30 protein-coding genes are annotated in these 26,637 nt (G+C 69.8%); 15 read left to right on the top strand and 15 right to left on the bottom strand.

Features of this window, described 5'->3' with window-relative positions:
• Positions 1–17: 17 nt before the first annotated feature.
• Positions 18–392, bottom strand: coding sequence for an STAS domain-containing protein (locus AB0C62_RS16165; RefSeq protein ID WP_362973522.1), 375 nt, complete (start codon positions 390–392; stop codon positions 18–20).
• A 213-nt stretch (positions 393–605) separates the two neighbouring features.
• Between AB0C62_RS16165 and AB0C62_RS16160 the strand changes: the two genes are divergently transcribed.
• Both AB0C62_RS16160 and AB0C62_RS16155 read left to right on the top strand, forming a co-directional pair.
• Entirely contained in the window at positions 606–1,037 is a 432-nt protein-coding gene (locus AB0C62_RS16160; protein ID WP_362973520.1) for an ATP-binding protein, read from the top strand.
• 122 nt (positions 1,038–1,159) lie between these two features.
• Positions 1,160–1,768, top strand: coding sequence for a TetR/AcrR family transcriptional regulator (locus tag AB0C62_RS16155; RefSeq protein WP_362973518.1), 609 nt, complete (start codon positions 1,160–1,162; stop codon positions 1,766–1,768).
• A 66-nt stretch (positions 1,769–1,834) separates the two neighbouring features.
• Here AB0C62_RS16155 and AB0C62_RS16150 read toward each other — a convergent pair whose 3' ends face one another.
• The gene (locus AB0C62_RS16150) at positions 1,835–2,599 is read right to left on the bottom strand and encodes an SDR family oxidoreductase (protein ID WP_362973516.1); all 765 of its coding nucleotides are present in this window, start codon (positions 2,597–2,599) and stop codon (positions 1,835–1,837) included.
• 316 nt (positions 2,600–2,915) lie between these two features.
• Here AB0C62_RS16150 and AB0C62_RS16145 point away from each other — a divergent pair, with 316 nt between their 5' ends.
• The 3 genes from AB0C62_RS16145 (at position 2,916) to AB0C62_RS16135 (ending at position 4,895) form a co-directional block, all read left to right on the top strand.
• A complete protein-coding gene (locus AB0C62_RS16145) occupies positions 2,916–3,101 on the top strand; it encodes a CsbD family protein (protein WP_362973514.1) in 186 nt (61 codons plus the stop codon).
• A gap of 166 nt (positions 3,102–3,267) precedes the next feature.
• Positions 3,268–3,675, top strand: coding sequence for a YciI family protein (locus AB0C62_RS16140; protein ID WP_362973577.1), 408 nt, complete (start codon positions 3,268–3,270; stop codon positions 3,673–3,675).
• 8 nt (positions 3,676–3,683) lie between these two features.
• Positions 3,684–4,895 (top strand): DUF6596 domain-containing protein, encoded by a 1,212-nt coding sequence (locus AB0C62_RS16135; protein WP_362973575.1) that lies wholly within the window; start codon positions 3,684–3,686, stop codon positions 4,893–4,895.
• Here AB0C62_RS16135 and AB0C62_RS16130 read toward each other — a convergent pair.
• From AB0C62_RS16130 to AB0C62_RS16100, 7 genes are all read right to left on the bottom strand, one after another.
• The gene (locus AB0C62_RS16130; protein WP_179165558.1) at positions 4,886–5,041 is read right to left on the bottom strand and encodes a DUF6131 family protein; all 156 of its coding nucleotides are present in this window, start codon (positions 5,039–5,041) and stop codon (positions 4,886–4,888) included. The two genes, AB0C62_RS16135 and AB0C62_RS16130, sit on opposite strands and share 10 nt — an antisense overlap.
• 131 nt (positions 5,042–5,172) lie before the next feature.
• Positions 5,173–5,529: an STAS domain-containing protein gene (locus AB0C62_RS16125; protein WP_362973512.1), complete on the bottom strand. Its 357-nt coding sequence runs from the start codon at positions 5,527–5,529 to the stop codon at positions 5,173–5,175.
• The gene (locus AB0C62_RS16120) at positions 5,526–6,782 is read right to left on the bottom strand and encodes a SpoIIE family protein phosphatase (RefSeq protein ID WP_362973510.1); all 1,257 of its coding nucleotides are present in this window, start codon (positions 6,780–6,782) and stop codon (positions 5,526–5,528) included. Before AB0C62_RS16120 ends, AB0C62_RS16125 begins: the two co-directional genes overlap by 4 nt.
• Positions 6,766–7,593, bottom strand: a complete 828-nt coding sequence (locus tag AB0C62_RS16115) for an alpha/beta hydrolase (protein WP_362973508.1) — start codon at positions 7,591–7,593, stop codon at positions 6,766–6,768. Before AB0C62_RS16115 ends, AB0C62_RS16120 begins: the two co-directional genes overlap by 17 nt.
• Before the next feature lie 67 nt (positions 7,594–7,660).
• Positions 7,661–8,128: an ATP-binding protein gene (locus AB0C62_RS16110; protein ID WP_362973506.1), complete on the bottom strand. Its 468-nt coding sequence runs from the start codon at positions 8,126–8,128 to the stop codon at positions 7,661–7,663.
• Positions 8,129–8,352: 224 nt separating this feature from the next.
• Positions 8,353–9,192 (bottom strand): RNA polymerase sigma factor SigF, encoded by an 840-nt coding sequence (locus AB0C62_RS16105; protein ID WP_362973504.1) that lies wholly within the window; start codon positions 9,190–9,192, stop codon positions 8,353–8,355.
• 165 nt (positions 9,193–9,357) lie between these two features.
• Positions 9,358–10,140, bottom strand: a complete 783-nt coding sequence (locus tag AB0C62_RS16100) for a response regulator (protein WP_362973502.1) — start codon at positions 10,138–10,140, stop codon at positions 9,358–9,360.
• Positions 10,141–10,254: 114 nt separating this feature from the next.
• On the opposite strand from AB0C62_RS16100, the gene AB0C62_RS16095 reads away from it, so the two are divergent.
• On the top strand, positions 10,255–11,862 hold the full coding sequence (locus AB0C62_RS16095) for an ATP-binding protein (protein ID WP_362973500.1): 1,608 nt from the start codon (positions 10,255–10,257) through the stop codon (positions 11,860–11,862).
• A 250-nt stretch (positions 11,863–12,112) separates the two neighbouring features.
• Here the strand turns inward: AB0C62_RS16095 and AB0C62_RS16090 are convergent, their stop codons facing one another.
• A complete protein-coding gene (locus AB0C62_RS16090; protein WP_362973498.1) occupies positions 12,113–12,517 on the bottom strand; it encodes an STAS domain-containing protein in 405 nt (134 codons plus the stop codon).
• Between the two features lie 438 nt (positions 12,518–12,955).
• Between AB0C62_RS16090 and AB0C62_RS16085 the strand changes: the two genes are divergently transcribed.
• Both AB0C62_RS16085 and AB0C62_RS16080 read left to right on the top strand, forming a co-directional pair.
• Positions 12,956–13,960: a TIGR03885 family FMN-dependent LLM class oxidoreductase gene (locus tag AB0C62_RS16085; RefSeq protein ID WP_362973496.1), complete on the top strand. Its 1,005-nt coding sequence runs from the start codon at positions 12,956–12,958 to the stop codon at positions 13,958–13,960.
• Complete coding sequence (locus AB0C62_RS16080) at positions 13,951–15,651, top strand: alpha-amylase family protein (protein WP_362973494.1); 1,701 nt, start codon at positions 13,951–13,953, stop codon at positions 15,649–15,651. Before AB0C62_RS16085 ends, AB0C62_RS16080 begins: the two co-directional genes overlap by 10 nt.
• 69 nt (positions 15,652–15,720) lie before the next feature.
• Here the strand turns inward: AB0C62_RS16080 and AB0C62_RS16075 are convergent, their stop codons facing one another.
• From AB0C62_RS16075 to AB0C62_RS16065, 3 genes are all read right to left on the bottom strand, one after another.
• Entirely contained in the window at positions 15,721–16,104 is a 384-nt protein-coding gene (locus AB0C62_RS16075) for a VOC family protein (RefSeq protein WP_362973492.1), read from the bottom strand.
• A 73-nt stretch (positions 16,105–16,177) separates the two neighbouring features.
• Positions 16,178–16,948, bottom strand: coding sequence for a maleylpyruvate isomerase family mycothiol-dependent enzyme (locus AB0C62_RS16070; protein WP_362973573.1), 771 nt, complete (start codon positions 16,946–16,948; stop codon positions 16,178–16,180).
• 162 nt (positions 16,949–17,110) lie between these two features.
• A complete protein-coding gene (locus AB0C62_RS16065) occupies positions 17,111–17,464 on the bottom strand; it encodes a VOC family protein (RefSeq protein ID WP_362973490.1) in 354 nt (117 codons plus the stop codon).
• A 241-nt stretch (positions 17,465–17,705) separates the two neighbouring features.
• Between AB0C62_RS16065 and denD the strand changes: the two genes are divergently transcribed.
• Positions 17,706–18,713, top strand: a complete 1,008-nt coding sequence (gene denD, locus AB0C62_RS16060) for a D-erythronate dehydrogenase (RefSeq protein WP_362973488.1) — start codon at positions 17,706–17,708, stop codon at positions 18,711–18,713.
• Between the two features lie 259 nt (positions 18,714–18,972).
• Positions 18,973–21,384 (top strand): RICIN domain-containing protein, encoded by a 2,412-nt coding sequence (locus AB0C62_RS16055; protein WP_362973486.1) that lies wholly within the window; start codon positions 18,973–18,975, stop codon positions 21,382–21,384.
• Between the two features lie 393 nt (positions 21,385–21,777).
• Here AB0C62_RS16055 and AB0C62_RS16050 read toward each other — a convergent pair whose 3' ends face one another.
• Together AB0C62_RS16050 and AB0C62_RS16045 are read right to left on the bottom strand one after the other, a co-directional pair.
• Positions 21,778–21,900: a hypothetical protein gene (locus AB0C62_RS16050; RefSeq protein ID WP_362973484.1), complete on the bottom strand. Its 123-nt coding sequence runs from the start codon at positions 21,898–21,900 to the stop codon at positions 21,778–21,780.
• Positions 21,901–22,391: 491 nt separating this feature from the next.
• On the bottom strand, positions 22,392–22,772 hold the full coding sequence (locus tag AB0C62_RS16045) for a PASTA domain-containing protein (protein WP_362973482.1): 381 nt from the start codon (positions 22,770–22,772) through the stop codon (positions 22,392–22,394).
• A gap of 388 nt (positions 22,773–23,160) precedes the next feature.
• On the opposite strand from AB0C62_RS16045, the gene AB0C62_RS16040 reads away from it, so the two are divergent.
• The 5 genes from AB0C62_RS16040 to AB0C62_RS16020 all read left to right on the top strand — a co-directional run bounded on the left by AB0C62_RS16040 (position 23,161) and on the right by AB0C62_RS16020 (position 26,626).
• Entirely contained in the window at positions 23,161–23,727 is a 567-nt protein-coding gene (locus tag AB0C62_RS16040) for a DUF1062 domain-containing protein (RefSeq protein WP_362973480.1), read from the top strand.
• 351 nt (positions 23,728–24,078) lie between these two features.
• Positions 24,079–24,729: a DUF4232 domain-containing protein gene (locus AB0C62_RS16035; protein WP_362973479.1), complete on the top strand. Its 651-nt coding sequence runs from the start codon at positions 24,079–24,081 to the stop codon at positions 24,727–24,729.
• A gap of 120 nt (positions 24,730–24,849) precedes the next feature.
• Positions 24,850–25,350, top strand: a complete 501-nt coding sequence (locus AB0C62_RS16030) for a GNAT family N-acetyltransferase (protein ID WP_362973477.1) — start codon at positions 24,850–24,852, stop codon at positions 25,348–25,350.
• Positions 25,351–25,454: 104 nt separating this feature from the next.
• On the top strand, positions 25,455–25,712 hold the full coding sequence (locus AB0C62_RS16025; protein WP_362973476.1) for a hypothetical protein: 258 nt from the start codon (positions 25,455–25,457) through the stop codon (positions 25,710–25,712).
• 335 nt (positions 25,713–26,047) lie between these two features.
• Positions 26,048–26,626: a fasciclin domain-containing protein gene (locus AB0C62_RS16020; protein ID WP_362973474.1), complete on the top strand. Its 579-nt coding sequence runs from the start codon at positions 26,048–26,050 to the stop codon at positions 26,624–26,626.
• Positions 26,627–26,637 lie beyond the last annotated feature (11 nt).

The following is a 26,637-nucleotide window of genomic DNA, read 5'->3' as shown; positions in this document are numbered from 1 at the left end:
GGCTCGGCGCGATGCGGTCAGCCGGCCGTTTCGTCCAGGGCCTGCTGGACCGAGGCGTAGCAGGAGATGACGGTGTCGACGCCGACGAGCTGCAGGACGCGCAGCACGGTCTGCTGCGGGGCGGCCAGGCGCAGCCAGCCCTGCGCCTCCTCGGACGCGCGGTGGGCGACGATGAGGATGTTGATCCCGCTGGAGTCCATGAAGGTGACGTCGGAGAGGTCGGCGACGGTCCGGGGCGTCTCCCCGTCCGGGGACGGGAGCAGGGCTTCGCCGAGGAGACCGCGGCTGTTGTGGTCGATCTCGCCGTGCAGGGCGACGATCCGGACGCCGTCCGCCGTGGAGAAGTCCACGGACAGCCGACTGTCCTGTGATGTTTTGTCGGTCTCTGTCACCGTTTCCTCGACTGCGCTCGCTTTGGGCCGGGACGTACGTTGATGGCCACCCCGATGGTACGGAGCTGAGCATCCTCCTGGTTCATGCCCGGGGCCAAGGGTGTGTAATGCAAGTGGGCGGGTACACGCACCAGGCGCTGTACACGGGGTCGAAAGTTGAATGCATTGGGGCCAGTTCCCGGAAATGAAGACGATGAGGTGCCAGGTGCACCGGTGTTGCGGCAGACCGTCGCGTTGGACGGTGAGGGAGGCAGTATCGCCCAAGCCCGCCATCTGACGGCGGCTTTTCTTGCCCGAGCGCAGACGGATCTCGGCCTGCCGGTCTCCGCCCGCGCTCTCGGCATGGCGCAACTGGTGGTGAGCGAGCTGGTCACCAACGCCCGCAAGTACGCCCCCGGTCCTGTCCTCATGGAGCTGCGCATCGCCGAGGCGATGGTGGACGTCGTGGTGTGGGACAGCGACCCGGTGCTGCCGGTGGCGCGGGCCGCCGACCCGGACCGTGTCGGGCAGCACGGCCTGGAGATCGTGAAGGCCGTGGCCGACAGCTTCGAGGTGCAGCGCGAGGCGGTGGGCAAGCGGATCACGGCTCGCATCGCGCTGCGGGACGTGCCCGGTGGCGACCTGGTGGACCGCCCCCTCACGTAGCGGGTGGGCGTGCGGCAGGCTGCGTACCGCGGACCCTGGCCGGGCTCTCGGCGACGGCCGGGGTGAACGCCTGGCGAGTCCGTACGATGGACCAGGTGGTCCATTCGTCGGAGGTAGGCGGCATGCGCGGAGAGCTGACGGCCAAGGGGAAGGCGACGCGGAGCCGGATCGTCGAGGGCGCCGCGGAGGTCCTGCGGGAGAAGGGGGTCTCCTCGGCCACCCTGGACGACGTGATGGCGCGGACCCGCACCAGCAAGAGCCAGCTCTTCCACTACTTCCCGACGGGCAAGGACGAACTCCTCGTCGCGGTCGCCCGGTTCGAGGCGGAGCAGGTCCTGGAGGACCAGGAGCCCTATCTCAGCTGCCTCGACTCGTGGGACGCCTGGAGCCGGTGGCGGGACGTGGTGGTCAAGCGCTACGAGGACCAGGGGGACCAGTGTCCGCTCGGGTCGCTGTTCCTTCAGATCGGGCGGTCGACCCCGGGGACGCGCGCGATCGTGATCGAGCTGATGCGGCGCTGGCAGGAGAGCCTCGCGGCGGGCGTCAGGGCACTCCAGGCGGCCGGCAGCCTGCCCGCCGACCTCGACGTCGACCGGCGGGCCGCGTCGCTGCTGGCCGCGATCCAGGGAGGCGTGTCCATCCTGTTGTCCACGGGAGGGTCCGCCCACCTGCGCGCCGCTCTCGACCAGGGGATCGACGACCTGAGGCACGCAGGCCGCGCCCCGGAGTGACCTGCGTGCCGTCCGCCGCCGGGACCACTCCGCGGAGCGGCCGTGTGGAGATGTGCTCGCCGGATGTCAGGCGGCGATGACGGCGGCCGTCGTGCGGCCGCCGTCGACGTCGAGCACGATGCCGTGCACGAAGGCGGACTCGTCGGACGCCAGGTACACGGCGGCGTTGGCGATGTCTTCGGGGCTTCCCATCCGGTTCGCGGGAGTCCCCTTCATCATGACCTCGGCGGGGTGCTCCTCTCCCGGGGTCGGCGTCAGCACCACGCCCGGCGAGATGGCGTTCACGCGGACACCCTGCGGCCCGTACTCCGCCGCCCAGGCCCGGGTCAGCGTCTCCACGGCTCCCTTGGTGGAGCTGTAGAGGGCGCCGATCGGAATGCCGAGGCGGGCGATCCAGGAACCCAGGTTGATGACCGATCCGCCGCCGGCCTCCACCATGGCGGGAGCGACGGCCGCCGTCAGGAAGAACGGCGCTTTCACGTTCACCGCGTAGACCTGGTCGAAGGTCTTCTCGTCGGTCGTCGTCGTGGAGTCGGCGGGGTAGATGCCGGCGTTGTTGACCAGGACGTCGATCCGGCCGCCCAGGACCCGGGTCGCCTCCTCGGCCAAGGCGCGCGAGGCCGCGGCGCTGCCGTCCAGGTCGGCCCGCACGAAGTCCGCCCGCCCACCGCGTGCGCGGATCCCGTCGACGACCTCCTTGCCCCGTTCGGCGCTCCGTCCGGAAACGGCTACGTGCGCCCCCTGGGCGCCGAAGGCCTCCGCGATCGCCCGCCCGATGTTGCTGGTCGCTCCGGTCACCAGGGCGGTCCTGCCCTCAAGCCGCATCGACATGATCCACTCCGTTGCGTTCGTTCTGCACCGTGAACCCGGACGGCCGAACGGCTCAGCGCCTTCGGCCGAACGGGGCCCTGACATACAGGGCACTTGCGTCAACGTACGACTCGAAAATTGGACCAGCAAGTCCAGACGCAAGAGGCGGGCGCAGGCCGAAATCCGGGGCCCTGTCGGCGGCGGGAGCGCCCGATGACGTCTCCCGGGGGAGAGGAGATATCCGTCCGCGACGACGAGCGCGGCGCCCGCTCCGGATGCGGCGCGCCCGGACCCTCCCTAGCGTGGCTCGCGTACCACCCCCAACCAAGGAGTGATCATGGGCAAGAGTTCCGTGGACAAGGCCAAGGGCAAGGCCAAGGAAATGGTCGGCAAGGCCACCGGCAACGACCGCATGCAGGCCGAGGGCAAGACCGACCAGGCCAAGGGCAACGTCCGCGACGTCGCCGAGAAGGCCCAGGACAAGGCCGCCGGAGCCCGCGACTCACTCCGCGACGAGCGATAGTCGGCACCACCTGCGTACGGAAGGGCGCCCCTCGACCAGGATCGAGGGGCGCCCTTTTGTCGGCCGAGGAGAAACTCCTGCCCGGTGATGTCGAGAACTCGTGGTCCGCTCCGTCCCAGCCGTGACCGCGACCACAATGGGTCGCACCAGTACGGAGGAGAGCACGATGGCCAAGTACCTGTTGCTCAAGCACTACCGCGGCGCCCCGGCCCCGGCCAACGACGTGCCGATGTCCGAATGGACGCCGGACGAGATCTCGGCCCACGTGCGGTACATGAACGACTTCGCCGCGCGGCTGGAGACGACCGGGGAGTTCGTCGACGCGCAGGCGCTCGCCCCCGAGGGGACGTTCGTGCGCTACGACGGCGAAGGCCGCCCGCCGGTCACCGACGGCCCGTTCGCCGAGACCAAGGACGTCATCGCCGGCTGGATGATCATCGACGTCGACTCCTACGACCGCGCCGTCGAGCTGGCAGGCGAACTGTCGGCCGCACCGGGAGCCGGCGGAAGGCCGATCCACGAGTGGCTGGAGCTGCGCCCCTTCCTGGGCGTGCATCCCACCGTCACGGAGTGACCTCGGAGATGGACGAGTTCCAACTCCGGAGCCTCAGCCCGAGGGTGCTCGGGATCCTCGTCCGCCGCGGAGCCGACTTCGCGGCGGCCGAGGACGCCGTGCAGGACGCGCTGATCGAGGCGGTCCGCGTCTGGCCCGCCGATCCGCCGCGGGACCCGAAGGGGTGGCTGGTCACCGTCGCCTGGCGCAAGTTCCTCGACGTGACGCGAGCGGACACCGCCCGCCGTCGCCGCGAGGAGACCCTCGACGAGGAACCGGCGCCCGACACCGTGCCCGCCGTGGACGACACGCTCCAGCTCTACTTCCTGTGCGCGCACCCCTCGCTGACGCCGTCGTCTGCGGTCGCACTGACGCTGCGGGCCGTCGGCGGCCTGACCACCCGCCAGATCGCCCAGGCCTACCTCGTGCCCGAGGCCACCATGGCGCAGCGCATCAGCCGGGCCAAGCGCACCGTCTCGGGCGTCCGGTTCGACCGGCCCGGCGACGTCGCCACCGTGCTACGGGTCCTCTATCTGGTCTTCAACGAGGGCTACTCGGGAGACGTGGACCTCGTCGCCGAGGCCGTCCGCCTCACCCGGCAGCTCGCGGCCGCGGTCGACCATCCCGAGGTGGCGGGCCTGCTCGCCCTCATGCTGCTCCACCACGCCCGGCGCGCCGCCCGCACGGCGCCCGACGGCAGCCTCATGGCCCTCGCCGAACAGGACCGCACCCGTTGGGACACCACGATGATCGCCGAGGGGATCGGGATCCTCCAGTTCGCCCTCGCCCGTGACCGGCTGGGCGAGTACCAGGCCCAGGCCGCCATCGCGGCCCTCCACGCGGACGCGCAGACAGCGGACGAGACGGACTGGGTGCAGATCGTCGAGTGGTACGACGAACTCGCCCGGCTGACCGACAGCCCCGTCGTCCGCCTCAACCGCGCGGTCGCCGTCGGCGAGGCCGACGGTCCGCGCGCCGGTCTGGCGGCGCTCGCGCGACTGGACGACACGCTCCCGCGTCACACCGCCGTGGCCGCCTACCTCCACGAGCGCGACGGCGCCCCGGAGACAGCGGCACGGCTGTACACCGAGGCGGCCCGCCAGGCATCGAACCTCGCCGAACGGGACCATCTGACACGCCAGGCGGCCCGCCTCAACGCGGTGGGGGGCCGCGGTCGCTCAGCTGATCCCGCGGGCGACGAGGAAGGGAACGGTCACGATCGACGCGACGGTCACCAGTAGTGCCGACGCCCGCCGACCTCACGGCCCACCGCTCCCAGGATCCAGAGCAGGGCACCGACGGCCACCAGGATCACGCCGATGGTCCACAGGATCCCGATTCCGGCCACGAGACCGACGACGAGCAGAATGACTCCAAGGATGATCATGGCGTCCTCCGATGACGGGGCGTCGTCCGGGGGCGCCCCAATCTGAGGCCCGAGTGCCCGCACCGTGGCGAGGCAAACACGCCGGGTTCGCATCGGATCCCGGCGTGCCGACGCGGTGCCCGGCAGCACCCTCAGCCGGTGGGACGCCAGGCGGCTTCGGCGGCCTCGACGGTGGGGTGGGAGGGGAACACCTCGTCCAGGCCCACCATGCGGAAGATGCGGCCGACGGGGTCGGGGACGGCGGCCAGCGCGATGCCCGCGTCGGTGGCCAGGGCGTGGTTGCGGGCCGCGATGAGCACCGTGATGCCGGTGGAGTCGCAGAAGGTGACGCCGCCGAGGTCGAGGACGAGCTGTCCGCCCGGGGGCAGGTCGAGGCCGATCAGCTGGGCGCGGACCTGGTCGGCGGTGTGAAAGTCCAGTTCGCCGGCGAGTTCGATGACCGCGCCCTCGCGGGTGGTGCGGGTGTGCAGGGTCAGATGCTGGGTCACTGCTGCTCATCACTGGGGGTTCGGGGCACGTGGATGGCCAGGACCGCGGCGTCGTCGTCCAAGCCGGTGCCGAAGGTGTCGAGCAGGGCGCGGACCGCTCGGATGCTGTCCGACGCGGTGGTGGGGGCGAGTTCGCGGGCGAAGCCGAGCAGGGCGTCGTCGCCGTAGCGACCGCCGACGGCGTCGGTGTGGGCCTCGGTGAGGCCGTCGGTGTGCAGCAGGAGGGTGTCGCCGGGAGCCAGGTGCACGGCCGTGGTGGCGATGTGGGCGTCGGGCAGCGCGCCGATGAGCTGGCCGCCGGGGGTGGGCAGGATGTCGGCCGTGCCGTCGGCGCGCATGAGCAGCGCCGGAGGATGTCCGCCGCCGGCCAGGGTGATGCGGAATCCGCCGCGTTCGTGGTCGGGGGTGAGCAGGCCGAAGACGACGGTGCAGAAGCGCGGGTCGGTGCCGTTGTACTCGTGGTTGAGGACGGTGTTGAGGTTGTCCAGGACGGCGGCGGGTTCGGGGTCGTACACCGCGGCGGCCCGCAGTGTGTAGCGCGCCAGGGAGGTGACGGCCGCCGCGGCGGCGCCCTTGCCGCACACGTCGCCCATGAAGAGGCCCCAGGTCCCCGCGGCCAGCGGGAACAGGTCGTAGAAGTCGCCGCCGACCTGGTCGACGGAGGCGATGTGGTAGTACGCGGAGACCTCAAGACCGGGCACGTTCGCGAGCGCGGGCGGGAGCAGGGTCTGCTGCAGCGTGGTGGCCAGCTTCTGCAGGCGCTCACGTTCCTGCTCGGCCTCCTTGCGGGCGCGCAGAAGTTCGGTCTCGTAGGCGCGGCGGTCGCGGGCGTCGAAGAGCGTCGTACGGATCAGGAGCGGCTGTCCGTCGCCGCCCGTCTTCACGGTGGAGGTGACCAGGACCGGCAGCCGGGAGCCGTCGGCCGCCTTGAGTTCGAGGGCGATGCCGCTCACCTCACCCTGCAGGCGCAGCAGGGGCGCGAAGTGGGTCTCGTGGTAGAGCCGGCCCCCGACGGTGAGCAGGTCGGAGAAGTGCTTGCGTCCCAGCAGGTCGTCGCGCCGGTAGCCGAGCCAGTTCAGGAGCGTCGTGTTGACCTTCGCGATCCTGCCGTCCAGCAGGGTGGAGAGGTAGCCGCAGGGCGCGTGCTCGTACAGGTCCTCGGCACTGTCCTCCAGGAGGGCCGAGAACTGGGCCTGTTCGTCCACCGGTCCGCCGTCCGTGCCGCACTCGTCATGATCACTTGCCTGGCCCATCGTCCGGCAGCCCCTTCACGAACGTGGTGATCGCCGAGGCGGTCTCCTCGGGGGCGGCGAGCTGCGGGCAGTGCCCGGTGGCGTTCAGTGTGACGAGGCGGCTGCCGGGGATCCGCGCGTGGACGAAGGCGCCCACCTCCGGCGGGGCGATCGCGTCGCTCGAGCACTGGGCCACCAGCGTCGGCACGGCCACCGACGCGAGGTCGGCGCGGTTGTCGGACAGGAACGTCACCCGGGCGAAGACCCGGGCGATGGCCGGGTCCGTGCGGCAGAAGCTGTTGGTCAGCTCCTCACCCAGTTCGGGCCGCTCGGGATTGCCCATGATGACCGGCGCCATCGCGCCCGACCAGCCCAGGTAGTTCGCTTCCAGCGACTCGAGCAGCTCCTCGATGTCCTCGGAACTGAACCCGCCCCGGTATCCGGTCTTCGGGTCGTCGACGAAACAGGGCGAGGGCGCGAGGAGCACCAGTCCCGCGAACGCCTTGGGTTCCCGGGCGGCGGCGAGCACGCCCATCATCGCGCTCACCGAGTGCCCGACGAACGTCACCGGACCGAGCGCCAGCTCGCGGCAGAGTTCCAGTACGTCGTCGGCGTATCCGTCCAGCGTCGCGTACCGCTCCGGGCTCCACGCCGACAGGTCGGAGTTCCCCGCGCCCACGTGGTCGAAGCGGACCACGGTGAAATCGCGCTCCAGGGCCGGCGTCACCAGCCGCCAGAGGTTCTGGTCGCACCCGAAACCGTGCGCGAGCATCACCACCGGGGCACCGGCTCGTCCGGTCACCGACACATGGTTCCTACGCCGTACGTTCATGCGCACATCCTCGCTGTCTCGTCCTGACCGTCCCGCCGGCGCCGGCGGCACCGGGGCGTGAGCTCGGTCAGAGGGCGCTCGGCGCGGGAGCCGCACCCAGCGGGATGTCGGCGGTGATGCGTTTGCCGACGGCCGTCTGTTCGATGGTGAGGGCCTGCGCGAGGGCTGTGACGATCTCGAGGCCGTGCCGGCCGATGCGCGCGGGGTCCGCCGCCTCGGCGGAGGGCAGCACGGGATTGCTGTCCCAGAGTTCGACCCGCAGCACCGCGCCCACCACCCGCAGACGCAGTCGTGCCGGTCCCGGCGCGTGCTTGCGGGCGTTGGTGACCAGTTCGCTGACGATCAGCTGGACGACCTCCACCACGGCCGTGACGACCGGGACGCCCTGAGGGTCCTTCACTTTCGACAGGAAGGCCGCGGCGAAATGGCGGGCCTGGGCGATACGGGAACCGTCGCCGTCCAGTTCGAGTGAGGTTTCCAGAGGAGGGCCCGCACACGCCCTTCCACCGCCGGCCGTGCCGGATGATTCGTCCATCTGTGCCCGCTTCCGTCTCCCGGCGACTACCCCCGCAGGCGCCGCGTACGCTCGCTCCGGCACGTTACCTGGCCCACCACCGCGCCGACGCCCCAAGGGTGCGACGCGCATCGTCGGCCACGGGCGTTCGCGTCCCGCCGGCCTCCCGTGCAAGGAACGGCGAAGGCGCCCACCCCGTGAGGGTGGACGCCTCTCCTTCCGTACGCGCCGGACGCGCGTCGTGATCAGGTGGTGCTGAGCATGCCCTCACGGAGCTTGGCCAGGGTGCGGTTGAGGAGGCGGGACACGTGCATCTGGGAGACGCCGAGGTGCTCGCCGATCTGGGCCTGGGTGAGTTCGTCGACGAACCGCATGTGGATGATGCGGCGCTCGCGGTCGTCCAGCCCGGCGATCATGGGGGCCAGCGCGTTGAAGTCCTCGACCAGTTCCAGGGCGTTGTCGTCCGCGCCGATGAAGTCCGCGAGAGCGGCCTCACCGTCGTTGCTGGAGCTGATGGTGGCGTCGAGGGAGGACGACGTGTAGCCGTTGGAGGCGAGACGCGCCTCGTTGACCTCCTCCTCGCTCAGGCACATCAGCTGGGACAGCTCCTTGACCGTGGGGGTACGGCCGAGCCGGCTGCGGAGCTCCTCGGTGGCCTTCGCCAACTGGATCCGCGCCTCCTGCAGGCGCCGCGGGACGTGCACGGCCCAGCTGGTGTCACGGAAGAAGCGCTTGATCTCACCGACGATGTACGGCACGGCGAACGAGGTGAACTCCACCTCGCGGGTCAGCTCGAACCGGTCGATGGCCTTGATGAGGCCTATCGTGCCGACCTGGACGATGTCCTCCATCTCGTCGTGGCTGCGGCTGCGGAATCGCGCGGCCGCGAAACGGACGAGGGTGACGTTCATCTCGATCAGGGTGTTACGGGCGTACTGGTACTCGGGCGTGCCCTCTTCCAGGACGGCGAGTTGGTCGAAGAACAGCCTCGACAGCTCGCGGGCGTCCTTCGGAGTGACCCGAGACGGGTCGGTCACCTCCGGAAGCGTTGCCGTTCGTGCTTCCGTCGCTGCGGTCACCGTCATGTCAGATCCCCTCCCTGCAGTGCAAGCCCCCGTGCCGTCGGCTGCTCGAGTCCGACGCAAGAAGGCGCGTACCCAGGCTTGAGCCTTCCACACCAGAAAATTCGAACGAAGGGTGACCCCGGTACCGTCCGACGCCGCGGACCGGAGTCACCCTCGCCTCGCCTGTCAGCTCTCGCCACGCGGCAGCCGGGTCGCCGTCTCCAGGTAGAAGGCGTCGATGCTCTGCACAGCCTGTTCGAACTCCACCAGGTTGACGGGCTTCGTCACGTACGCGTTGGCGTGGCTGTTGTAGGCGCCGGTGACGTCGTCCGGCGCGGAGGACGTGGTGAGGACGACCACCGGAATCGTCTGCAGATCCTCGTCCGTCTTCAGGACCTGGAGCAGCTCGCGGCCGTTCATCCGGGGCATGTTGAGGTCGAGCACGATGAGGTCGGGGCGCACGCTGGCCGGGTCACGCAGGTGCTCCAGCGCGGCGACACCGTCGGTGACCTGGACCAGGTTGCGGGCGCCGCGCTCGGAGAGGGCCTCCTCGATGAGCATGGCGTCGGCGACGTCGTCTTCGACGAGCAGCACGTCGAAGGGGCGAGTGGGGGAGGTCATCATCGGGTGCTCCGTGGGTGCTTCGTTGGAGTGGTGGAAGAGCCCGGGCCAGCGACGCCGGGCGCCTTGGCGTGTCATGTCGGACGCCTCGCCGATCTGCGGGTAGCCCGCGCCCGCACGGGCCGCGTCCACGGCCGCTTCACGCTGGAGGCGTTCGGCGGCCCGCTGGAGATGCGTCAGCACGTGCAGCCGGGTCAGTGCGCGCGTGGGATCGTCCGCTGTCGGCGGAGGCGGTGGGTCTTCCATGAGCTGGTGGGCGATGCGCCGCGCAAGTTCGTCGACCGCGGCGTCCGCGACTGCGGCTGTCTCCTGCGGGGTGATCGGCACAACGAAGTTCTTGCCAGGCATACCCGGCACATTAGGCCCCGGACCGCCCCCGCGACAACAACCGTTGTCGACTGCCCCCTAGAGTGTGCGCTGCGCCGCTTTCAGGGCGGCCGTCACAACGGAGGAGTCAAGAGGATGACCGGCGACGAGAGGCTGCCGCACACGCGGGGGCAGTCCAAGTGGACGACCCGGCGCTGGCTCCGTGTCGGGGTGGCGGTGTCGTTGACCGTCCTCGGCCTCCTCGGGGCGACGGGAGCCTGGGTCCTCGGGCGGACCGCGACGATCAGCGACGACCTCGTGGACGTGAAATCGCCCGCGCTGACCAGCTCGATCCGCCTGGAATCGGCTCTCCTCAACCAGGAGACGGGTATCCGCGGCTACGGCATCACGGGCACTCCGGACTTCCTCGACCCCTACCGCCAGGGACTCGCCGACCAGAAGACCAACACCGCACGGCTCGCGGAACTCCTCCGGGGCGACCCCGCCGGCCTGCGCGACCTGAAAACCGTGCGGGACGACATCAGGACGTGGCAGGAGAAGATCGCCCGGCCCGTCGCCGCCTCGCCGCCCGGATCCCCGTCACCGGAAGCCGGCGAGCGAGCCGGCGCGGGCAAGAAGGACTTCGACAGGCTGAGGTTGGCCATGACCGCCCAACAGGACAGACTCCGCGACGACCAGACCCGCGCGAGGGACGACCTGGCCTCCACGATGCGCCTGCGGAACTGGGTGTTCGCCACCATCGCGGCCCTCATCGTCGTGCTCGCGGTCATCGTCTTCGAGGCGCTGCGCCGCGGCATCACCGCACCGCTCGAACAGCTCGGCTCCGACGCCCGCACCATCGCCGACGGCGACTTCGGCCACCCGATCACCCCGACCGGCCCCGCCGACCTGCGGAGGCTGGGCGGCGAGATCGAGTTCATGCGCCGACGGCTCGTACGGGAACTGGACTTCAGCGAGGAGTCCCGACTGCGCCTCGACGCGCAGTCCGCCGACCTCAAGCGCTCCAACGCGGAGCTGGAGCAGTTCGCCTACGTCGCCTCGCACGATCTCCAGGAACCCCTGCGCAAGGTCTCCAGCTTCACCCAGCTGCTTCAGCGGCGCTACGGCGGACAGCTCGACGACCGGGCCGACCAGTACATCGACTTCGCGGTCGACGGCGCGAACCGCATGCAGACCCTCATCAACGACCTGCTCGACTTCTCCCGCGTCGGCCGGGTCCACCACGCCCACCAGAGTGTCGACCTCAACGCCGTGATGAAGCGGACCCTCTCCGCCCTGAGCGTGAGCATCGAGGAGGCGGGCGCGGTGATCACCGGGGACGAGCTGCCGACCCTGGTCGCCGACCCCACGCAGATGAGCATGCTGTGGCAGAACCTGATCGGCAACGCGGTGAAGTTCCGCCGTGCCGGCGAGTCACCGGCGATCCACGTCTCCGCCGAACAGGACGGAGGTCTCTGGAAGTTCGCCGTCACCGACAACGGCATCGGCATCGACCCCGAGTACGCCGAGCAGGTGTTCGTGATCTTCCAGCGGCTGCACACCAAGGACACCTACCAGGGAAGCGGCATCGGACTCGCGATGTGCAAGAAGATCGTCGAGTTCCACGGGGGGACCATCTTCGTCGACCCCGAGTACACCGACGGCACTCGCATCACGTTCACCCTGGCGAGCGAGCCGCCCGCGACGGGCCTCCCCTCCACCGAGCCGGCGGAGACCCGCGCCGACGCGGTGCCGACGATCTGACCGCAGCCGACACGCGGGAGCCGCGGGGGGCGACACCTGACACCAGGCGTCGCCCCCGCGGCCCCAGCACGGGTCGAACGGCGGAGGGACACCAGCCCGCCCACCGGCGGTGCGCTGTCGCCGGGTCAGCGACGAGAGAGGTGACGTACGTGCTGCCGAAGGCGCCGCGCGACGAATCCGTCAGGGCCGGGCGGCCGGTACCGGCCGGGGCACCGCGGCGCGCGTGCGATCACGCCCGTGCGGGTGGACGTCACACCTGCACCCCCCTGGGTGCCGCTCGGCGGACGGGGTGTGCGGCGTCCAGGAGACGCTGGACGACGGAGGAGCGGGGACCGAACCGAAGGCGCCGCTGACGGCGGCTCCAGCAGTCGAGGGCGTTCAGGAGCGCAGAGTCGGCGAACACGACGTGCCGCGTGTCGACGCTGAGGTGGACATAGCCCAGGGCGGCGGCCGAGGCGAGCAGCGCCCGGAGCGGCCCGGTGCTGTAGTGGTCGATCTCGCCCTGCAGCTCGATGCGCAGGGCCTGGTCGATGGTGGTGCAGGAACGGATGATTATGTCGCCGGGCGCACCGGCGCCCGGCTCCTTCGCACGGTCGGTGTCGCCGACGGCGGTGTTCGGATCGGTCAGTATCGGAAGAATGCTCGCGGTACTCACGCCATGATCAACAGCCGTATCCGCTTCCGGGGTGCGGGTGATCACCCGGCTGTACGGAAGATCCGCTCCACCGGGGGAAAGACCGTCCCTCGCCCGGGTGGTGTCCGGCGCGGTGAAGTCGGGCGGGACACGATCATCACCGTGAACACGGTGACCGTTCATGACGGGCAGGACGGAAGGGGCGGACGGGATGGAGGGGACGGCAGCGCGGCATCGCCGTCGCCGGGACGCCGGAGGCGGTGCCGCGTCGGTACGACCGCGATCGCGCGGGCCTCTTTCTCGCGCGGGCGGACAGCTCGCCCTGCCGCTCCACAGGCCGCCCCACCATGCCGAACGCGGCAACAGCACGGTGTGACGGGCCCCTGAACACCGCGCGTCCGTGAAGTTCCCCCCGTCCGGACCTCACTGAGGTCCCCTCACGTGGGTACTCGCCGCACCATGACTGTCTACGGATTGCACGCCTCGCACGAACAGATCCCGCCCGCGGATCTCCTCGACGCCGTGGTGCGAGCGGAGCAGGCCGGGTTCACCGCCGCCATGTGCTCGGACCACTTCTCGCCGTGGAGCGTGCGTCAGGGCGAGTCCGGATTCGCCTGGTCGTGGCTCGGCGCCGCTCTCCAGGCCACCGACCAGATACCGTTCGGCGTCGTCAACGCACCGGGCCAGCGCTACCATCCCGCGATCATCGCCCAGGCGGTCGCCAGTCTCGCGTCCATGTACCCGGGCAGGTTCTGGGTGGCCCTCGGCAGCGGTGAGGCCTCCAACGAACACATCACCGGTGCACGGTGGCCCCGCAAGGACCTGCGCAACGCGCGCCTGCGGGAGTGCGTCGACGTCATCCGCGCGCTGCTGAACGGGGAGGAGGTAAGCCACAACGGTCTGGTGACCGTGGACCGGGCCCGGCTGTGGACCCTGCCGCCCGCCGTGCCACCGCTCATCGGGGCCGCGTGCAGCACGGCCACCGCGGCCTGGTGCGCCGACTGGGCGGACGGCCTCATCACCGTCAACGCCCCGCGCGAGCGGCTGCGCGAGATCGCCGACGCCTACCGGGACGCGGGAGGCCGCGGACCCCTGCACCTCCAGGTGCACCTGAGCTGGGCACCCGACGAGGACGAGGCGCTGGCCCTGGCCCACGACCAGTGGCGGACCAACGTCCACGCGCCCCCGGCCAGTTGGGACCTCGACTCCGCCGAACTCTTCGACATCGTCAGCGAACACGTCACGCCCGAGCAGGTCGCGCGCACGGTCAACGTCTCCTCCGACCTCGGGCAGCACACCGCCTGGCTCCAGGAGTACGCCGACCTCGGCTTCGACACCGTGATGCTGCACCACGTGGGCCGCGAACAGGGCCCGTTCATCGACACGTTCGGGGCCGAGGTCCTGCCCCAGCTCGATGTCACCCGCCCCTTCCCCGCCACCGCGAAGGAGTACCGATGCGTCTGACCCGCACGTCCGACCTGTGGTGGAAGAACGCCGTGGTGTACTGCCTGGACGTCGAGACCTACCAGGACGGCAACGGCGACGGCATCGGCGACTTCGCCGGACTCACCCAGCGCATCGACCATCTCGTACGGCTCGGTGTGACCTGCTTGTGGCTCATGCCCTTCTATCCGACGCGTGAACGCGACGACGGATACGACATCACGGACTTCTACGGCGTCGATCCCCGCCTCGGCACGCTCGGCGACTTCACCGAGTTCGTCCGTACCGCCAAGGACCGTGGCATCCGTGTGATCGCCGACCTCGTCGTCAACCACACCTCCGAGGACCACCCCTGGTTCAAGGACGCCAGGTCGAGTCGGGACTCCGCCCACCGCGACTGGTACGTCTGGCAGGACGAGCCGCCCGAGGACGGCCCCGAGGGCGTGGTCTTCCCCGACGCCGAGGACAGCCTCTGGGAGTACGACGAGGGCAGCGGCCAGTACTACCTGCACCGCTTCTACAAGCAGCAGCCCGACCTGAACGTCGCCAACCCCGCCGTGCGGGACGAGATAGCCCGGGTCATGGGCTTCTGGACACAGCTCGGGCTGTCGGGGTTCCGGGTCGACGCGGTGCCGTTCCTGCTGGAGACGGACGGGCAGGACGACGCCGGCGCGCTGCCGGACCCGCACGCCTATCTCGCGGACCTCCGCGCCTTCCTCGGCCGCCGCAACGGTGAGTCGGTCCTGCTGGGTGAGGTGAACCTCCCGTACGGCGACCTCGCACGCTTCTTCGGCGACCCCGACGCGGACCGCGGTGACGAACTCACCATGTGTTTCGACTTCGTCGGGATGCAGCAGATGTACCTGTCGATGGCGCGCGAGGACGCGGGGCCGCTGGCCGGCTCCCTGCGGGAACGCCCCGCCGCGCCGCGGGACGCCCACTGGGCCACGTTCGTGCGCAACCACGACGAACTCACGCTGGACAAGCTGACGGATGCCGAACGCGCCGAGGTCTTCGAGACCTTCGGCCCGGACAAGGACATGCAGCTCTACGACCGGGGTCTGCGGCGCAGGCTGCCTCCCATGGTCGACGGCGACCGGCGCCGCGTCGAACTCGCCTACAGCCTGCTCTTCACCCTCCCCGGCACCCCCGTCCTCTTCTACGGCGAGGAGATCGGCATGGGGGAGAACCTCTCCGCCGAGGGCCGCCAGGCCGTACGCACCCCCATGCAGTGGACCCCCGAGAAGGGCGCGGGATTCTCGACCGCCGACCCCCGGAAGTTCCCCAACCCGCTGGCGGACGGCGCGTTCACCCCCCAGAAGGTCAACGTCTACGACCAGAGCCGCGACCCGGGCTCGCTACTGAGCCGGATCCGGCTGTTCGTGGAGCGCTACCGGGAGGCACCCGAACTGGCCTGGGGCGAGTACCGCCTCCTCGACACGGGAGAGCGAGCCGTCCTGGCCCACCTCAGCCACACCACCGACGGCAGCGTCCTGGCCCTCCACAACTTCGCCGGCCACGCCGTCACCGCCCGTCTCCACCTCCCCGACTCCACCCCCGGCACCAGGTTCACCGACCTCCTGGACGACCACCACACAGCTCTCACCATCCCCGACGACGGCGTACTCCGCGTAGAACTCCCGCCCTACGGCTACCGCTGGCTCCGCAGGGGCACTTCGACGGATGATGCGGAGCGGGTGGCCGGCGGGTGAGGGGCTGACCCAGGGGCGTGGGCGGAGCAGGGGCGGTGGACGCTCCCGGCTCCGCCCCGCGTGGGTGCGTCAGGAATCGGTGCCGGACCGCTCGGACTCGCTGCGCAGCACGCAGAATTCGTTGCCTTCGGGATCGGCGAGGATCGCCCAGCCCGAACCATCGGGATTCCGGTGATCGCCGACGAGGGTGGCACCGAGTCCCAGCAGCCGCTCCACCTCCTCATCGCGCGAACTCTCGGGGCGCAGACACAGATGGACCCGGTTCTTGATCGTCTTGGGTTCGGGGACCTGATGGAAATAGAGCACCGGGCCCTGCTCCAACATCACCTGAGTCTCGCGTGCGCCCGGCCCGTCCTCCGGATGCAACGGCCGCCCCGTCACCCGACTCCAGAACCGAGCGAGCTCGTAAGCGTCAGCACAGTCGATCGCAACGTTCTGAACCACTGAAACCATGGGTCCGAGCTTTCCCGACCACGACGCGATCCGCCACCGACCTGGGCCTCGTTCGGCACGGACATCGACTGCTCTACTCGTCCGGGTCCCAGGCCAGGAGCAGGTCGAAGAGGTGGCCGTCGCCCTCGACCTCCAGGGAGTTCACCGGGATGCGGGCGTACAGGGCCAGAACCAGGTCACTGGCGGTGCCCCGGAGGGTCGCGTCGGCCTCGGTCGGGGTCTTGCCGGGTGCGGGGAGCGGAGTGGCCGATGTGCCGTGGGCGGTGAGGGTGAGGCGCCAGGACCGGCCCTCGGTGGCCCGGTAGTCGACGGCGCAGGGCTTGTGCGGCCAGGCGTCAGGCCCGGAGCAGCAGGTGGACAGGAACTCGTCGACACCGTCGAGAGCCGCCTGCTCCGGCAGGGGCTCGGGGCTCCCCACCGTGAGCTGGGCGTCGTAGGTGTGGACGGCCGCCTCTTGGACCTGGTGCCGGGCGACTGCGCCGCAGGTCTGCGGGGACTGCGACCCACCCCACCAAGTCCAACAGTCCCGGTCCGGTCCGGAATCCCTTAGAGCGCCCAGGAGTTGCTCAGTGGACTCCGCCGACCAGGCCAGCAGGGCCTCGCGTTCCTGCGGCACGGCAGCGGCCCCCTCGGTCGGAGCCGGGCGGGCGTCGGCAGGACCTGCGGTGACCGTGGCGGCCCAGCGGCGGTGCACCTCGCCCAGGTGCCGCACCAGGTCCAACAACGTCCACTCGGGACAGGTCGGCACCTGCGCAGCGAGGCTGGGCGCGGAGGCGACAACGGCCCGGAACGCGGCCGCCCGTTCGTCGATCGTCCGCAACAGAACAGGAAACTCCAGGGTCATGGCCACGCCGACTGTCTATCACCGCACTCAGACAATCGAACAACCATTTTCCAGGCCAACTCCGCTGTCGATGCCGACCGAGGCGAGTCGTGGTCCGGCGTTCGTAGCGTGCCGTGGGAGACGCGTCCCGCGTCACGCATACTCGCCGGACCCGACCCTCGCCTACTGACGTCGGGGGCCGAGGACGCAGAACTCGTTGCCTTCCGGGTCCGCCAGGACGACCCACGGCTGCTCGCCCTGGCCGATGTCGACGTGGCGTGCGCCGTGGGCCAGGAGTCGGGCCACCTCGGCGTCCTGGTCGTCCGGCCTGAAGTCGAGGTGCAGTCTGTTCTTCACCGTCTTGTTCCCGGGGTCGCGGCCGAAGAGCAGTCCCGGCAGGCGATGTGGCTCCGGGCGGATCTCGAACTCCTCAGGGGACGAGTCGACCACAACCCAACCGAGAGCGTCAGCCCACCACTGCCCCAACGCCGCAGGATCCACCGAGTCGACAACGAGCTGCTCCCATTCCAAGGTCATGTGCCGAGCCTAGACCTGCCAGGGTTTCAGAGGCGGTCATGATCCAGCGGGCAAACGACCGACCTGATGACCAAACCGGTGACCGGCTTCTTCCCGGTGCGCGGCACCGAGGCGGTGTGGTGGATTCGCCCCAGGACGAGCATGCTGCTGGGTGTCCGAGGGCACGGACGTGGACCCGGACGCCGATCCGGACGTGGACCAGGGCCCCGGGCGGCCGGCGTGGGGGACGAGGGGGCGTCGTATGAGGATCGTTGTCACGGGGGCGTACGGGTTCCTCGGTCGGCTGCTCGTCGGGAGCCTGTTGCGGACGCGGACGTTCGGCGGTGCGCCGATCACCCGGTTGGTGCTCGTCGACCGCTTCGTCGATTCCGGTTTCCCGTCGACGCACGACCCGCTCGTGGACGTCGTGCGCGGGGAGTTGACCGACAGCCTCGGTGAGATCTTCACGGCGCCGGTCGACGTGGTCTTCCACCTGGCCGCCGCCGTCTCGGCCGAGTGCGAGGCCGACTTCGACCTCGGGATGAGCGCGAACGTCGACACCACCCGTGCTCTGCTGGAGGCGGCCCGCGTCCAGTCGTCGACCGGCGGCCCCCTCCCTCGGGTGCTGTTCGCCAGCAGCCTCGCCGTGTACGGCCCGGACTCCGCGCTGCCCGTGCCACCCGCGGTGAGCGAGTCGACCGTGCCGCTGCCGCAGTCGAGTTACGGCACCCAGAAGCTCGTCTGCGAACAGCTGCTCGGCGACTTCACCCGCCGCGGCTTCGTCGACGGACGCGTCGCCCGGCTGATGACCGTCGTGGTGAGGCCCGGACGCCCGAACGCGGCAGCATCCGGGTTCCTGTCCGGCATCATCCGCGAGCCACTCGCGAAGCTGCCCGCCATCTGCCCCGTGGATCCCGCTACGCACGTCGCGCTGGCGTCGCCGCGGCGCACCATCGAAGGCATCCTCCGCGTCGCGGAGGCCGAACACGGCCTCGGGCCAGGTCAGTTGACGGGCCGTCTGCCGGTCAACCTTCCCGCGCTCACCGTCTCCGTGGCCGACATGCTCGACACGCTGAGGAAGGTGGGCGGTGCCGCCGCCGTCGACCTGGTGACCGTCACGCCCGACCCGGCCGTCGCGGCCATCGTGGGGTCATGGCCGTCCGTCGTCGACAGCCGGCGCGCCGCCACGCTTGGCCTGAAGCCCGACCCCAGCTTCCTCGCCGTGGTCCAGGACTACGTCTCCGATCACCCCGAGGCCGTCGCCATCTGAGCCGTCGAGCAGGGAACGGCGGGGCAGGGCACGGGACTTGGAAGGCGTGTCCCGCGGTGTGCGGGAACTCTGGACAGGCCGTCCCGACCGTGCTGTCATGCATGTCGGCGACAGAATTTCCAACGTTGCAGAGAACGCGGCGCCACCCTCCCACCAAGTGGGCGCCGGACGAACGCACCTGGATGATCCGACGTTGTCCCGTGACACGGACAACGTTGTCGCACTGCCAGTCGACCCCTCGCGAAAGGCAGATCACCGCATGTCACTGAGCAGACGCCACCTCCTCGCGATGGGTTCCCTCACTCTCGGGGCCTCGGCACTCGGTGTCCCGTTCGCGGGAACCGCAGCCGCTGCCCCGACCGTGTCCCCCCAGCCACGCGCCGAGACGCGCAAGCCTGACGCGTTCCGGAAGCTGCCGCCCGGCAGCGTGACCGCCCGTGGCTGGCTCGCCGGTCAACTCCGGCTGCAACTCGACGGCTTGTGCGGCAGATACGAGAGCTTCTCCCACTTCCTCGACTTCTCGATCACCGGCTGGGTGCACCCGGAGCACGACTCCTGGGAAGAACTCCCCTACTGGCTCCGCGGATACATACCGCTGGCGATCGCCACGGGCGACGCGCACGCGCTGACCAGGTCGCGGGAGTGGGTGGACGCGATCCTGGCCACCCAGCAGAGCGACGGCTTCTTCGGACCGCGCGCGCTCCGCACCTCGCTCAACGGCGGTCCCGACTTCTGGCCCTTCCTGCCCCTGCTCCAAGCGCTGCGCACGCACGAGGAGTACAGCGGCGACCAGCGGATCGTCCCGTTCCTCACCGCATTCCTTCGCTTCATGAACGCCCAGGGGCCCGGCGCCTTCAACGCGAGCTGGGTCTCCTACCGTTGGGGCGACGGCCTCGACATCGCCGTGTGGCTCTACCGCCGTACCGGCGACGCGTTCCTGCTGGACCTCGCCGCCAAGATGCACACCCAGGGTGCCGACTGGACCGGCGGGACGCCCAGCCGGCACAACGTGAACATCGCCCAGGGCTTCCGCGAGCCCGCCCAGTACGCCCAGCTCACCGGCTCCGCCGACCTCACGAACGCCACCTATCGGGCCTACGACACCGTGATGAACGCCTACGGGCAGTTCCCCGGCGGCGGCATGGCCGGGGACGAGAACTACCGACCCGGGTTCGCCGACCCCCGGCAGGGCTTCGAGACGTGCGGCATCGTCGAGTTCATGGCCAGCCACGAACTGCTGACCCGAATCACCGGCGACCCCCTGTGGGCGGACCGCTGCGAGGACCTGGCCTTCAACATGCTGCCGGCCTCCCTCGACCCGGACGGCAAGTCCCTGCACTACATCACCAGCGGCAACAGCATCGACCTCGACAACCGCCCCAAGACGCAGGGGCAGTTCCAGAACGACTTCGCCATGCAGTCCCTCCAGGCCGGTGTGGATCAGTACCGGTGCTGTCCCCACAACTACGGCATGGGCTGGCCGTACTTCACCGAGGAACTCTGGCTCGCGAGCGCCGACGGAGGTCTGGCCGCAGCCCTCTACGCCCCGAACAGCGTCAAGACCACGGTCGCCGGCGGAACGACCGTCACCATCACCGAGGAGACCGGCTACCCCTTCGACGACACGGTCACCCTCACCCTCTCGACGCCCCGACCCGTCAGCTTCCCACTCCAGTTGCGTATCCCCGGCTGGTGTCGCAGCCCCCAGCTCAAGGTCAACGGCACCTCACTCGCGGCCCCCGACGGTCCGGCCTGGGCGCGAGTGGAACGCACCTGGCACGACGGCGACACCGTCCGTCTGCAACTGCCCCAGCAGGCCCGCCTGCGTCACTGGCCCGGCCAGCACGACGCGGTCAGCGTGGAGCGGGGCCCGCTCACCTACTCGTTGAAGATCGGCGAGCGTTACGACCGCTATGCCGGGGACGCGACGTTCCCCGCCTACGAGGTCCACGCCACCACCCCCTGGAACTACGGTCTCCTCCCGGACACCCCGCTGACCCCCACACGAACCGGTGTCTCGGTCCCGGACCAGCCCTTCACCCCCGACACCACACCCGTCCGCCTCTCGGCGCAGGCCCGGAAGATCCAGGAGTGGATCGCGGACGACGAGCATGTCATCGCCCCCCTCCAGCCGAGCCCCGCGCGCAGCACCGCGCCGGCGGAGACGGTCACCCTCATTCCCATGGGCGCGGCGCGCCTGCGCATCACGTCCTTCCCGACGGCGACACCCGACGGCCACGCCTGGATCCCGGAACCTCCCTTCCGACGCATCGCGAACAAGAACAGCGGCAAGGTCCTCGGGGTCGACGGGATGTCGACGGACAACAGCGCACGCGTCGTCCAGTTCGACAACACCGGGACCGGTGATCATGCCTGGCAACTCATCGACAAGGGCGCCGGCTGGTACCTGATCCGAAACGGCCACAGCGGCAAGGTCCTGGGGGTCGACCACATGTCCACGGCCAACAGTGCGATCGTCGTCCAGTTCGAGGACAACGGCACCGCGGACCACCTGTGGTCCCTCGTCGCCGACACCGACGGCTGGTACCGCATCCGCAACAAGAACAGCGGCAAGGTCCTGGGCGTGGATCGTATGTCCACGGCCAACAGCGCCCAGGTGGTCCAGTACGACGACAACGGAACGGCGGACCATCTGTGGCGCTTCCTGTGAGGGAACCGGTGACGTAAAGAGAGAGGCCGCCCTGGGGGGCGGCCTCTCTTCTCTCGAGCGTCGCCGGGGTCACGCCAGCGCTGATTCGTCCACGCCGGGCCTGCCCCTCACGCCCCTTTTGCCGCCTTCGGATCATGGCTGACCGTGCGGTGGTGCGTGTGCGGAAGGTCAGCCGCGGCGCAGCATCATGACGACGGCGACGATGACGATGATGAGGACGACGGTACCCAGTCCTATGTACACGGCTTTCTCTTTCCTTCGGAAGTGCGGCACCCATCGGTGTCGCAGAAAGCCGAGTGCCCCGGTCGGGAACTTTCAGGCCGCCCCGATTGTTCTGTTGCGCCCTCGTGACGAAGGCGCCCTGCTCGCGCGGCGCCCCCGAGGGCGGCGGATTCAGCTTCCGAGCCAGGTCAGCGCCTCGGCGGAGAGGGCCCCCGTGCGCTCGGGCCGGTCGTCGCCGAGGAGGTCGGCGGACACGCCGTAGCCGCGTCGGGCCAGGTGCCAGGCGAGGATCACGTAGGGGGCGCGGTACGGAGCGAGACCCTCCGGGGGAGATGGCCGGGGAGGGCCGAGCCGTCATGACGCCGTCCTCCCGTCGTTCGTCCGCCTGCGCGGGGGCGCCCTGCGGTGAGCCGTGCCGGCGGCTCACCTGTACGGGGCGCGTTAGAGCAGGCGACTCGAAACGACAACCCAACGGATTGACGTTGATCGAGCTGGAACACCCGTGCGCATGGCAGGCGGCGGGACCGGTATACTTCACGTACTGCTCGCCCCGGCAACTGCTGGTGGCAGGCGTTGCGTTGGTGGTCCAAGGAAAGACGTCCCGCTTCCTGCGGGGAGATGCAGGTGCAAGGCCTGCCCGGCGCTCCATGATGCGGATCCCGCCCCCGTGAACATTAGGGGGCGGGATCCGCTGTTTTGTCGGAGCTCACGCGTCCAGGCGGGCATGACGGCCGCGAGATCGGATCGCGGTTCGCGCACCGGTGCGGTGCGATCGGCTTCCCGGCTCAGTGGTCGGGCACGGTGATGGTGACGGTGGTACCGGCCTTCGCCCGGGTCCCGGGTGCCGGGGACTGGGCGGTCACGGTGAGTGAGTCGTCGCCGATGGTGGAGTCGTCCGTGAAGGCCATGCCGTAATTCAGATCCGCGAGTTGATTACGGGCGTCGGCGACGGTGTGTCCGGTCAGGTCGGGAACAGTGCCCTGCGCGGCGGTCGGGCCGGCCTGCTTGTCGGAGGTCGGAGAGGGACTGGCGGTGGCCTGTGTCGGCGATGGCGGGTTGTTGTCGTCGTCGGTGCTGTGGCAGGCGGTGAGGGGGCCGACCGCCAGCAGTAGGCCGGCTAGGGGGAGGGCGGCGCGGCGGAGCGGGCGAGGGACGAGGTGGTGCATGACGGACTCCCCGTTGATGAGGCCCCGGACATTCAGGGCGTGCAGGACATCAGGGTGACCGACAGCTCGCGCGCGGCGCCATACGCATCGAGGCGTAGGCCGGGGGAGGGTTGGTCTCTGGGACCGCGGAGTGGGCCCGACTGAAGCCGGTCGACCCAAGGCGAGCCGGTGAGGCGGGCGTTGGGTGACGGGTGGGCGGCGCGGTGCGCGAAAACCAGTGGAGTCGTGTCGGTCGGCGCCACTACCGTGCTGCCGAACCAAGTCGTCTGGGTAAGGACGTGCCGTTGTACACCGTGTGAGACCTCCCGAGAGCTGATCTGTCGCGCGTCGCGCATCCGCGCCGCGCTCCTTTTTGCTGCGGACTTCTCACTGAAACCGGTGTCCCTCTGTGCTCACAAGCTGGGTGGTCGTTCCCACCTGCCTACCGCTCGTTCGCCGCCGCTGCCACGCGTGCGCGTCCGAGCGCTTCCGGCCAAGCCGCAGATTCCGTGTCAACGCTCACCACAAGCTCCTCGACGCCTGGCTCCTCGTGCTCTGCACCTCCTGCGGGGAAACCGAAAAGCTCACGGTCCTGGAGCGGGTGCAGGTGCGCTCCGTGCGACCCGAGCTGCTCGACCGGCTGCATGACAACGATCCAGTCCTCGCGGCCGAGTTGCTCCAGGATCCGGTAGTGCAGCGCCGCAATCGCATCGCCCTCGACTGGGACGATGCCTGGTGTCTCGACACCGGCGGACCGGATCACGGGGATCACCTTGCTGACCTGGACCACGAGGGGCTCGACGTCTCGGTCCGCTTCGCGGCACGGGTCCCGGTCAGGCCCGTGCGGCTGATCGCCGAAGGCTGCGGCCTGTCGCGGGCCGAGGTCGAAAGACTGCTCACGGAGGGCAGACTCGTCTCGGCAGTCCGGCTCAGCGGCAAGCTCTCCGGAGACTTCACGTTCACGCTGAAGCGCTGAACCCCCCTTGAGGCCACGGGCTTGTCCGGCACGTTCCGCCGGACAAGCCCGTGGTGGCCGACGCTACGACGAAGGTTTGCTGAGGGATACGGCACAGGTTTACGCGGGATCACCCCCTGGTTCGATTCAGTCTCCGCGCCGCGGTGGGACGCTTCTGACCCTGGAGCACCTGACCGCGCGACCGCAGGGGTCACGGCCTGCGGAAACCGGACAGCGCGGAGCGACAGGACGGCCGGACGCGACCATCGTCCGGCCGTGTACAGCTGACAACGGGGGAACACCATGAAGGCTGCAGTTCGTTCAACGCAAAGGAACCGGACGTCCCGCCTCCTGGCGGCCGCGGCGGTCGTCTTGTTGCTCGCGTCCACGGCGTGCGAGGCGGGCAAGGACGATGGCCAGGACGATTCCAAAGCGACCGACCGGCCCAGTGCCACCAGTTCGGCATCATCGGAGGGGACGAACTCGCCGGAGCCCACCGGGACGGGTTCGTCGGAGCCGACCGGCAGTTCGAGCAACACAGGCGGCAACGGAGGCGGCGACGACGCGAAGGCCGACGGCACCGCGGTCTGCGCCGAGGCAGACCTCTCCTTCGCCACGACGAACCAGGACGAGGCAGGCGACCAGGTCCGTCACCTCCTGCTCACCGTCACCAACGCCGGCGACAAGACATGCACGGTCTACGGCTACCCCCGCGTACAACTCGGAGCCGATGCGCAGGCCCCGGTCGCCCTGATCAAGGACAGCGACCCGAAGGCGCTCGCCACGCTCGCTCCAGGAGATGAGGCCAACGCCGCCCTGCTCGTCAGCGGCGGCCAGCGGGACACCTACGAGGCCCACACCATCAGCGTCGTACTCCAGGGCCGGAAGCCCGGCAGCACCGCAAGCGGCCCGATCGACGTCCCGATGCCTGGCGCCGACCCACTGACGGTCGACGACGGCGGCCGCGTCACCTACTGGATGACACCTTCCGGCTTGGCCCTGGACTTCATCATGTCGCTGTGAAGCACACCGACAGAGGTGCCTCCCCGTGGTCATGAGGCCCTCTCAAGCTCCCGCAGCGGGCTGAGCGGACCGCCCGCGAGCCGGTGCCGACCGCGTGCGGCCCTCGTTAACCTTGCCCTCGTGGTCACACCAACCCTCTCCCCGATGCGGTTCACCCCGGACGAGATCGCCGACGTCGTCGGCATCTACGCGAGCAACCCCGAGTACTGTCGCGCCGCCGGCGAGTACGACCCCGAACACATCGAGCCCGAGCGGGTCGAAGCCGATCTGCGGGAGGAAGCCGGTACCGAGGGGTGTCACGTCCTGCTCGCCCGTGACGGGGAGGGCCGCACCGTGGGCCTCGTCTGTCTGCTGGATCGGCATCCCAAGGACGGGTATCCCTGGATCGGGCTGCTGGTGGTGCGAGGGGATCAGCGACGACGAGGTGTCGGGCGGCTGCTCGTTCGTGCCGTCGAAGAGCGATTCCTCGGGCAGGGACGGGACGGCCTGCGCCTCGCGGTGCTGGAGAACAATCCCGCGGCCTCGGCCTTCTGGAGCTCGCTCGGCTGGGAGGCGATCGACCGGCGCCTCGACGTCCAGTTCGAGCGGCCGTGCGTCGTGATGCACAAGCAGCTGTCCTGACCTCGGCTCACCTCGGTTCCCACGGACCGACGCGCGGGAGCAGCGGTGTGTGGTGGTCCGTGGCGCGGATGCGGACGGGGCGGCCCGCTCGCTTGTAGGTGCGCATGAGGAGGGCCGTCCTCTCCCACGTCGTCCCCACCATCCACCCGTCCATCGGCTACGACTGCGGCGACACGATCATGCACAACCCCGACTTCACCCGTTACGGCACCAGCGCGGGCGCCGACCGTGCCGTCCTCGACGGCGGCCTGGCCATGGCCTGGACCACCATCGCCCTGGCCGCCGACGAGAACCACCGAACGGACCTGCTGACCCGCCTCACCACCCGCCCGACCACACCCCGCACGCCGTCGGCCGCGTAGCCGACCACCCTGACGCGCACACGGTGAGGCGGTCCCCGACCGGGGTGTATCCCGGATCGGGAACCGTGGTGAGGGTTGACGCGGCCCTGAGAACGGTGATCGAGCGGTGAGCCGCTGATCGACCCACAGTGGGACGTCGCTACGCGCTGTGAAAATGTCGCGAATCATAATAAATCGCCCCAATCCACCCATCCGATTCCGGACCCGCTTCGGATAAGGGGTGTGATCGAGCTGAGCTGGAATACGGACTCACGCGGGGGCGTGTCCCCGGCCAGCCTCGGTCGGCACCCATGAAAGGGCTCCCGATGAGTCCTCATCCCGAGGAGGTACCGATCATGGCCACCCGAAGCATGATCAACACGGCCGCCGTGGCCGCCGCGGCGCTCGCACTGCCCGTGTGTGTCGGGCTTCTCGCCCCGGCCGCGCACGCGGACGACGGCGGGACGTTCGGACCCGCGTGCTCGTCGGTTCCCAAGGAGGGGTCCGGCAGCCTGGAAGGCATGGCCCAGGACCCGGTAGCGACGGCCGCGTCGCACAACCCGGCGCTGTCGACACTCGTGGCGGCGGTGAAGAAGGCCGGCCTGGTCGACACCCTCAACAACGCCGAGAACATCACCGTCTTCGCCCCGACCAATGACGCCTTCAAGAAGATTCCGAAGGCCGACCTGGCCAAGGTGCTCGCCAACAAGGAGCAGCTCACCAAGATCCTCACCTACCACGTGGTCGGAGAGAAGATCGCGCCGAACCAGCTGCCCGACGGCTCGTTCAAGACCCTTGAGGGCGCCAACCTCACCACCGAGGGATCGGACGGAAAGTACAAGGTCAACGGCACCGCGAACATCGTCTGCGGCAACATCAAGACGTCCAACGCGACCGTGTACCTGATCGACAGCGTGCTCATGCCGCCCAAGTAGGGCCGGCGGCA

The sequence above is a fragment of the Streptomyces sp. NPDC048643 genome (assembly GCF_040650615.1).
In the GTDB taxonomy this organism is placed as follows: domain Bacteria; phylum Actinomycetota; class Actinomycetes; order Streptomycetales; family Streptomycetaceae; genus Streptomyces.
The sequence above is the reverse complement of the archived record's forward strand: the minus strand, read 5'-3'. Positions and strand labels throughout refer to the sequence as shown.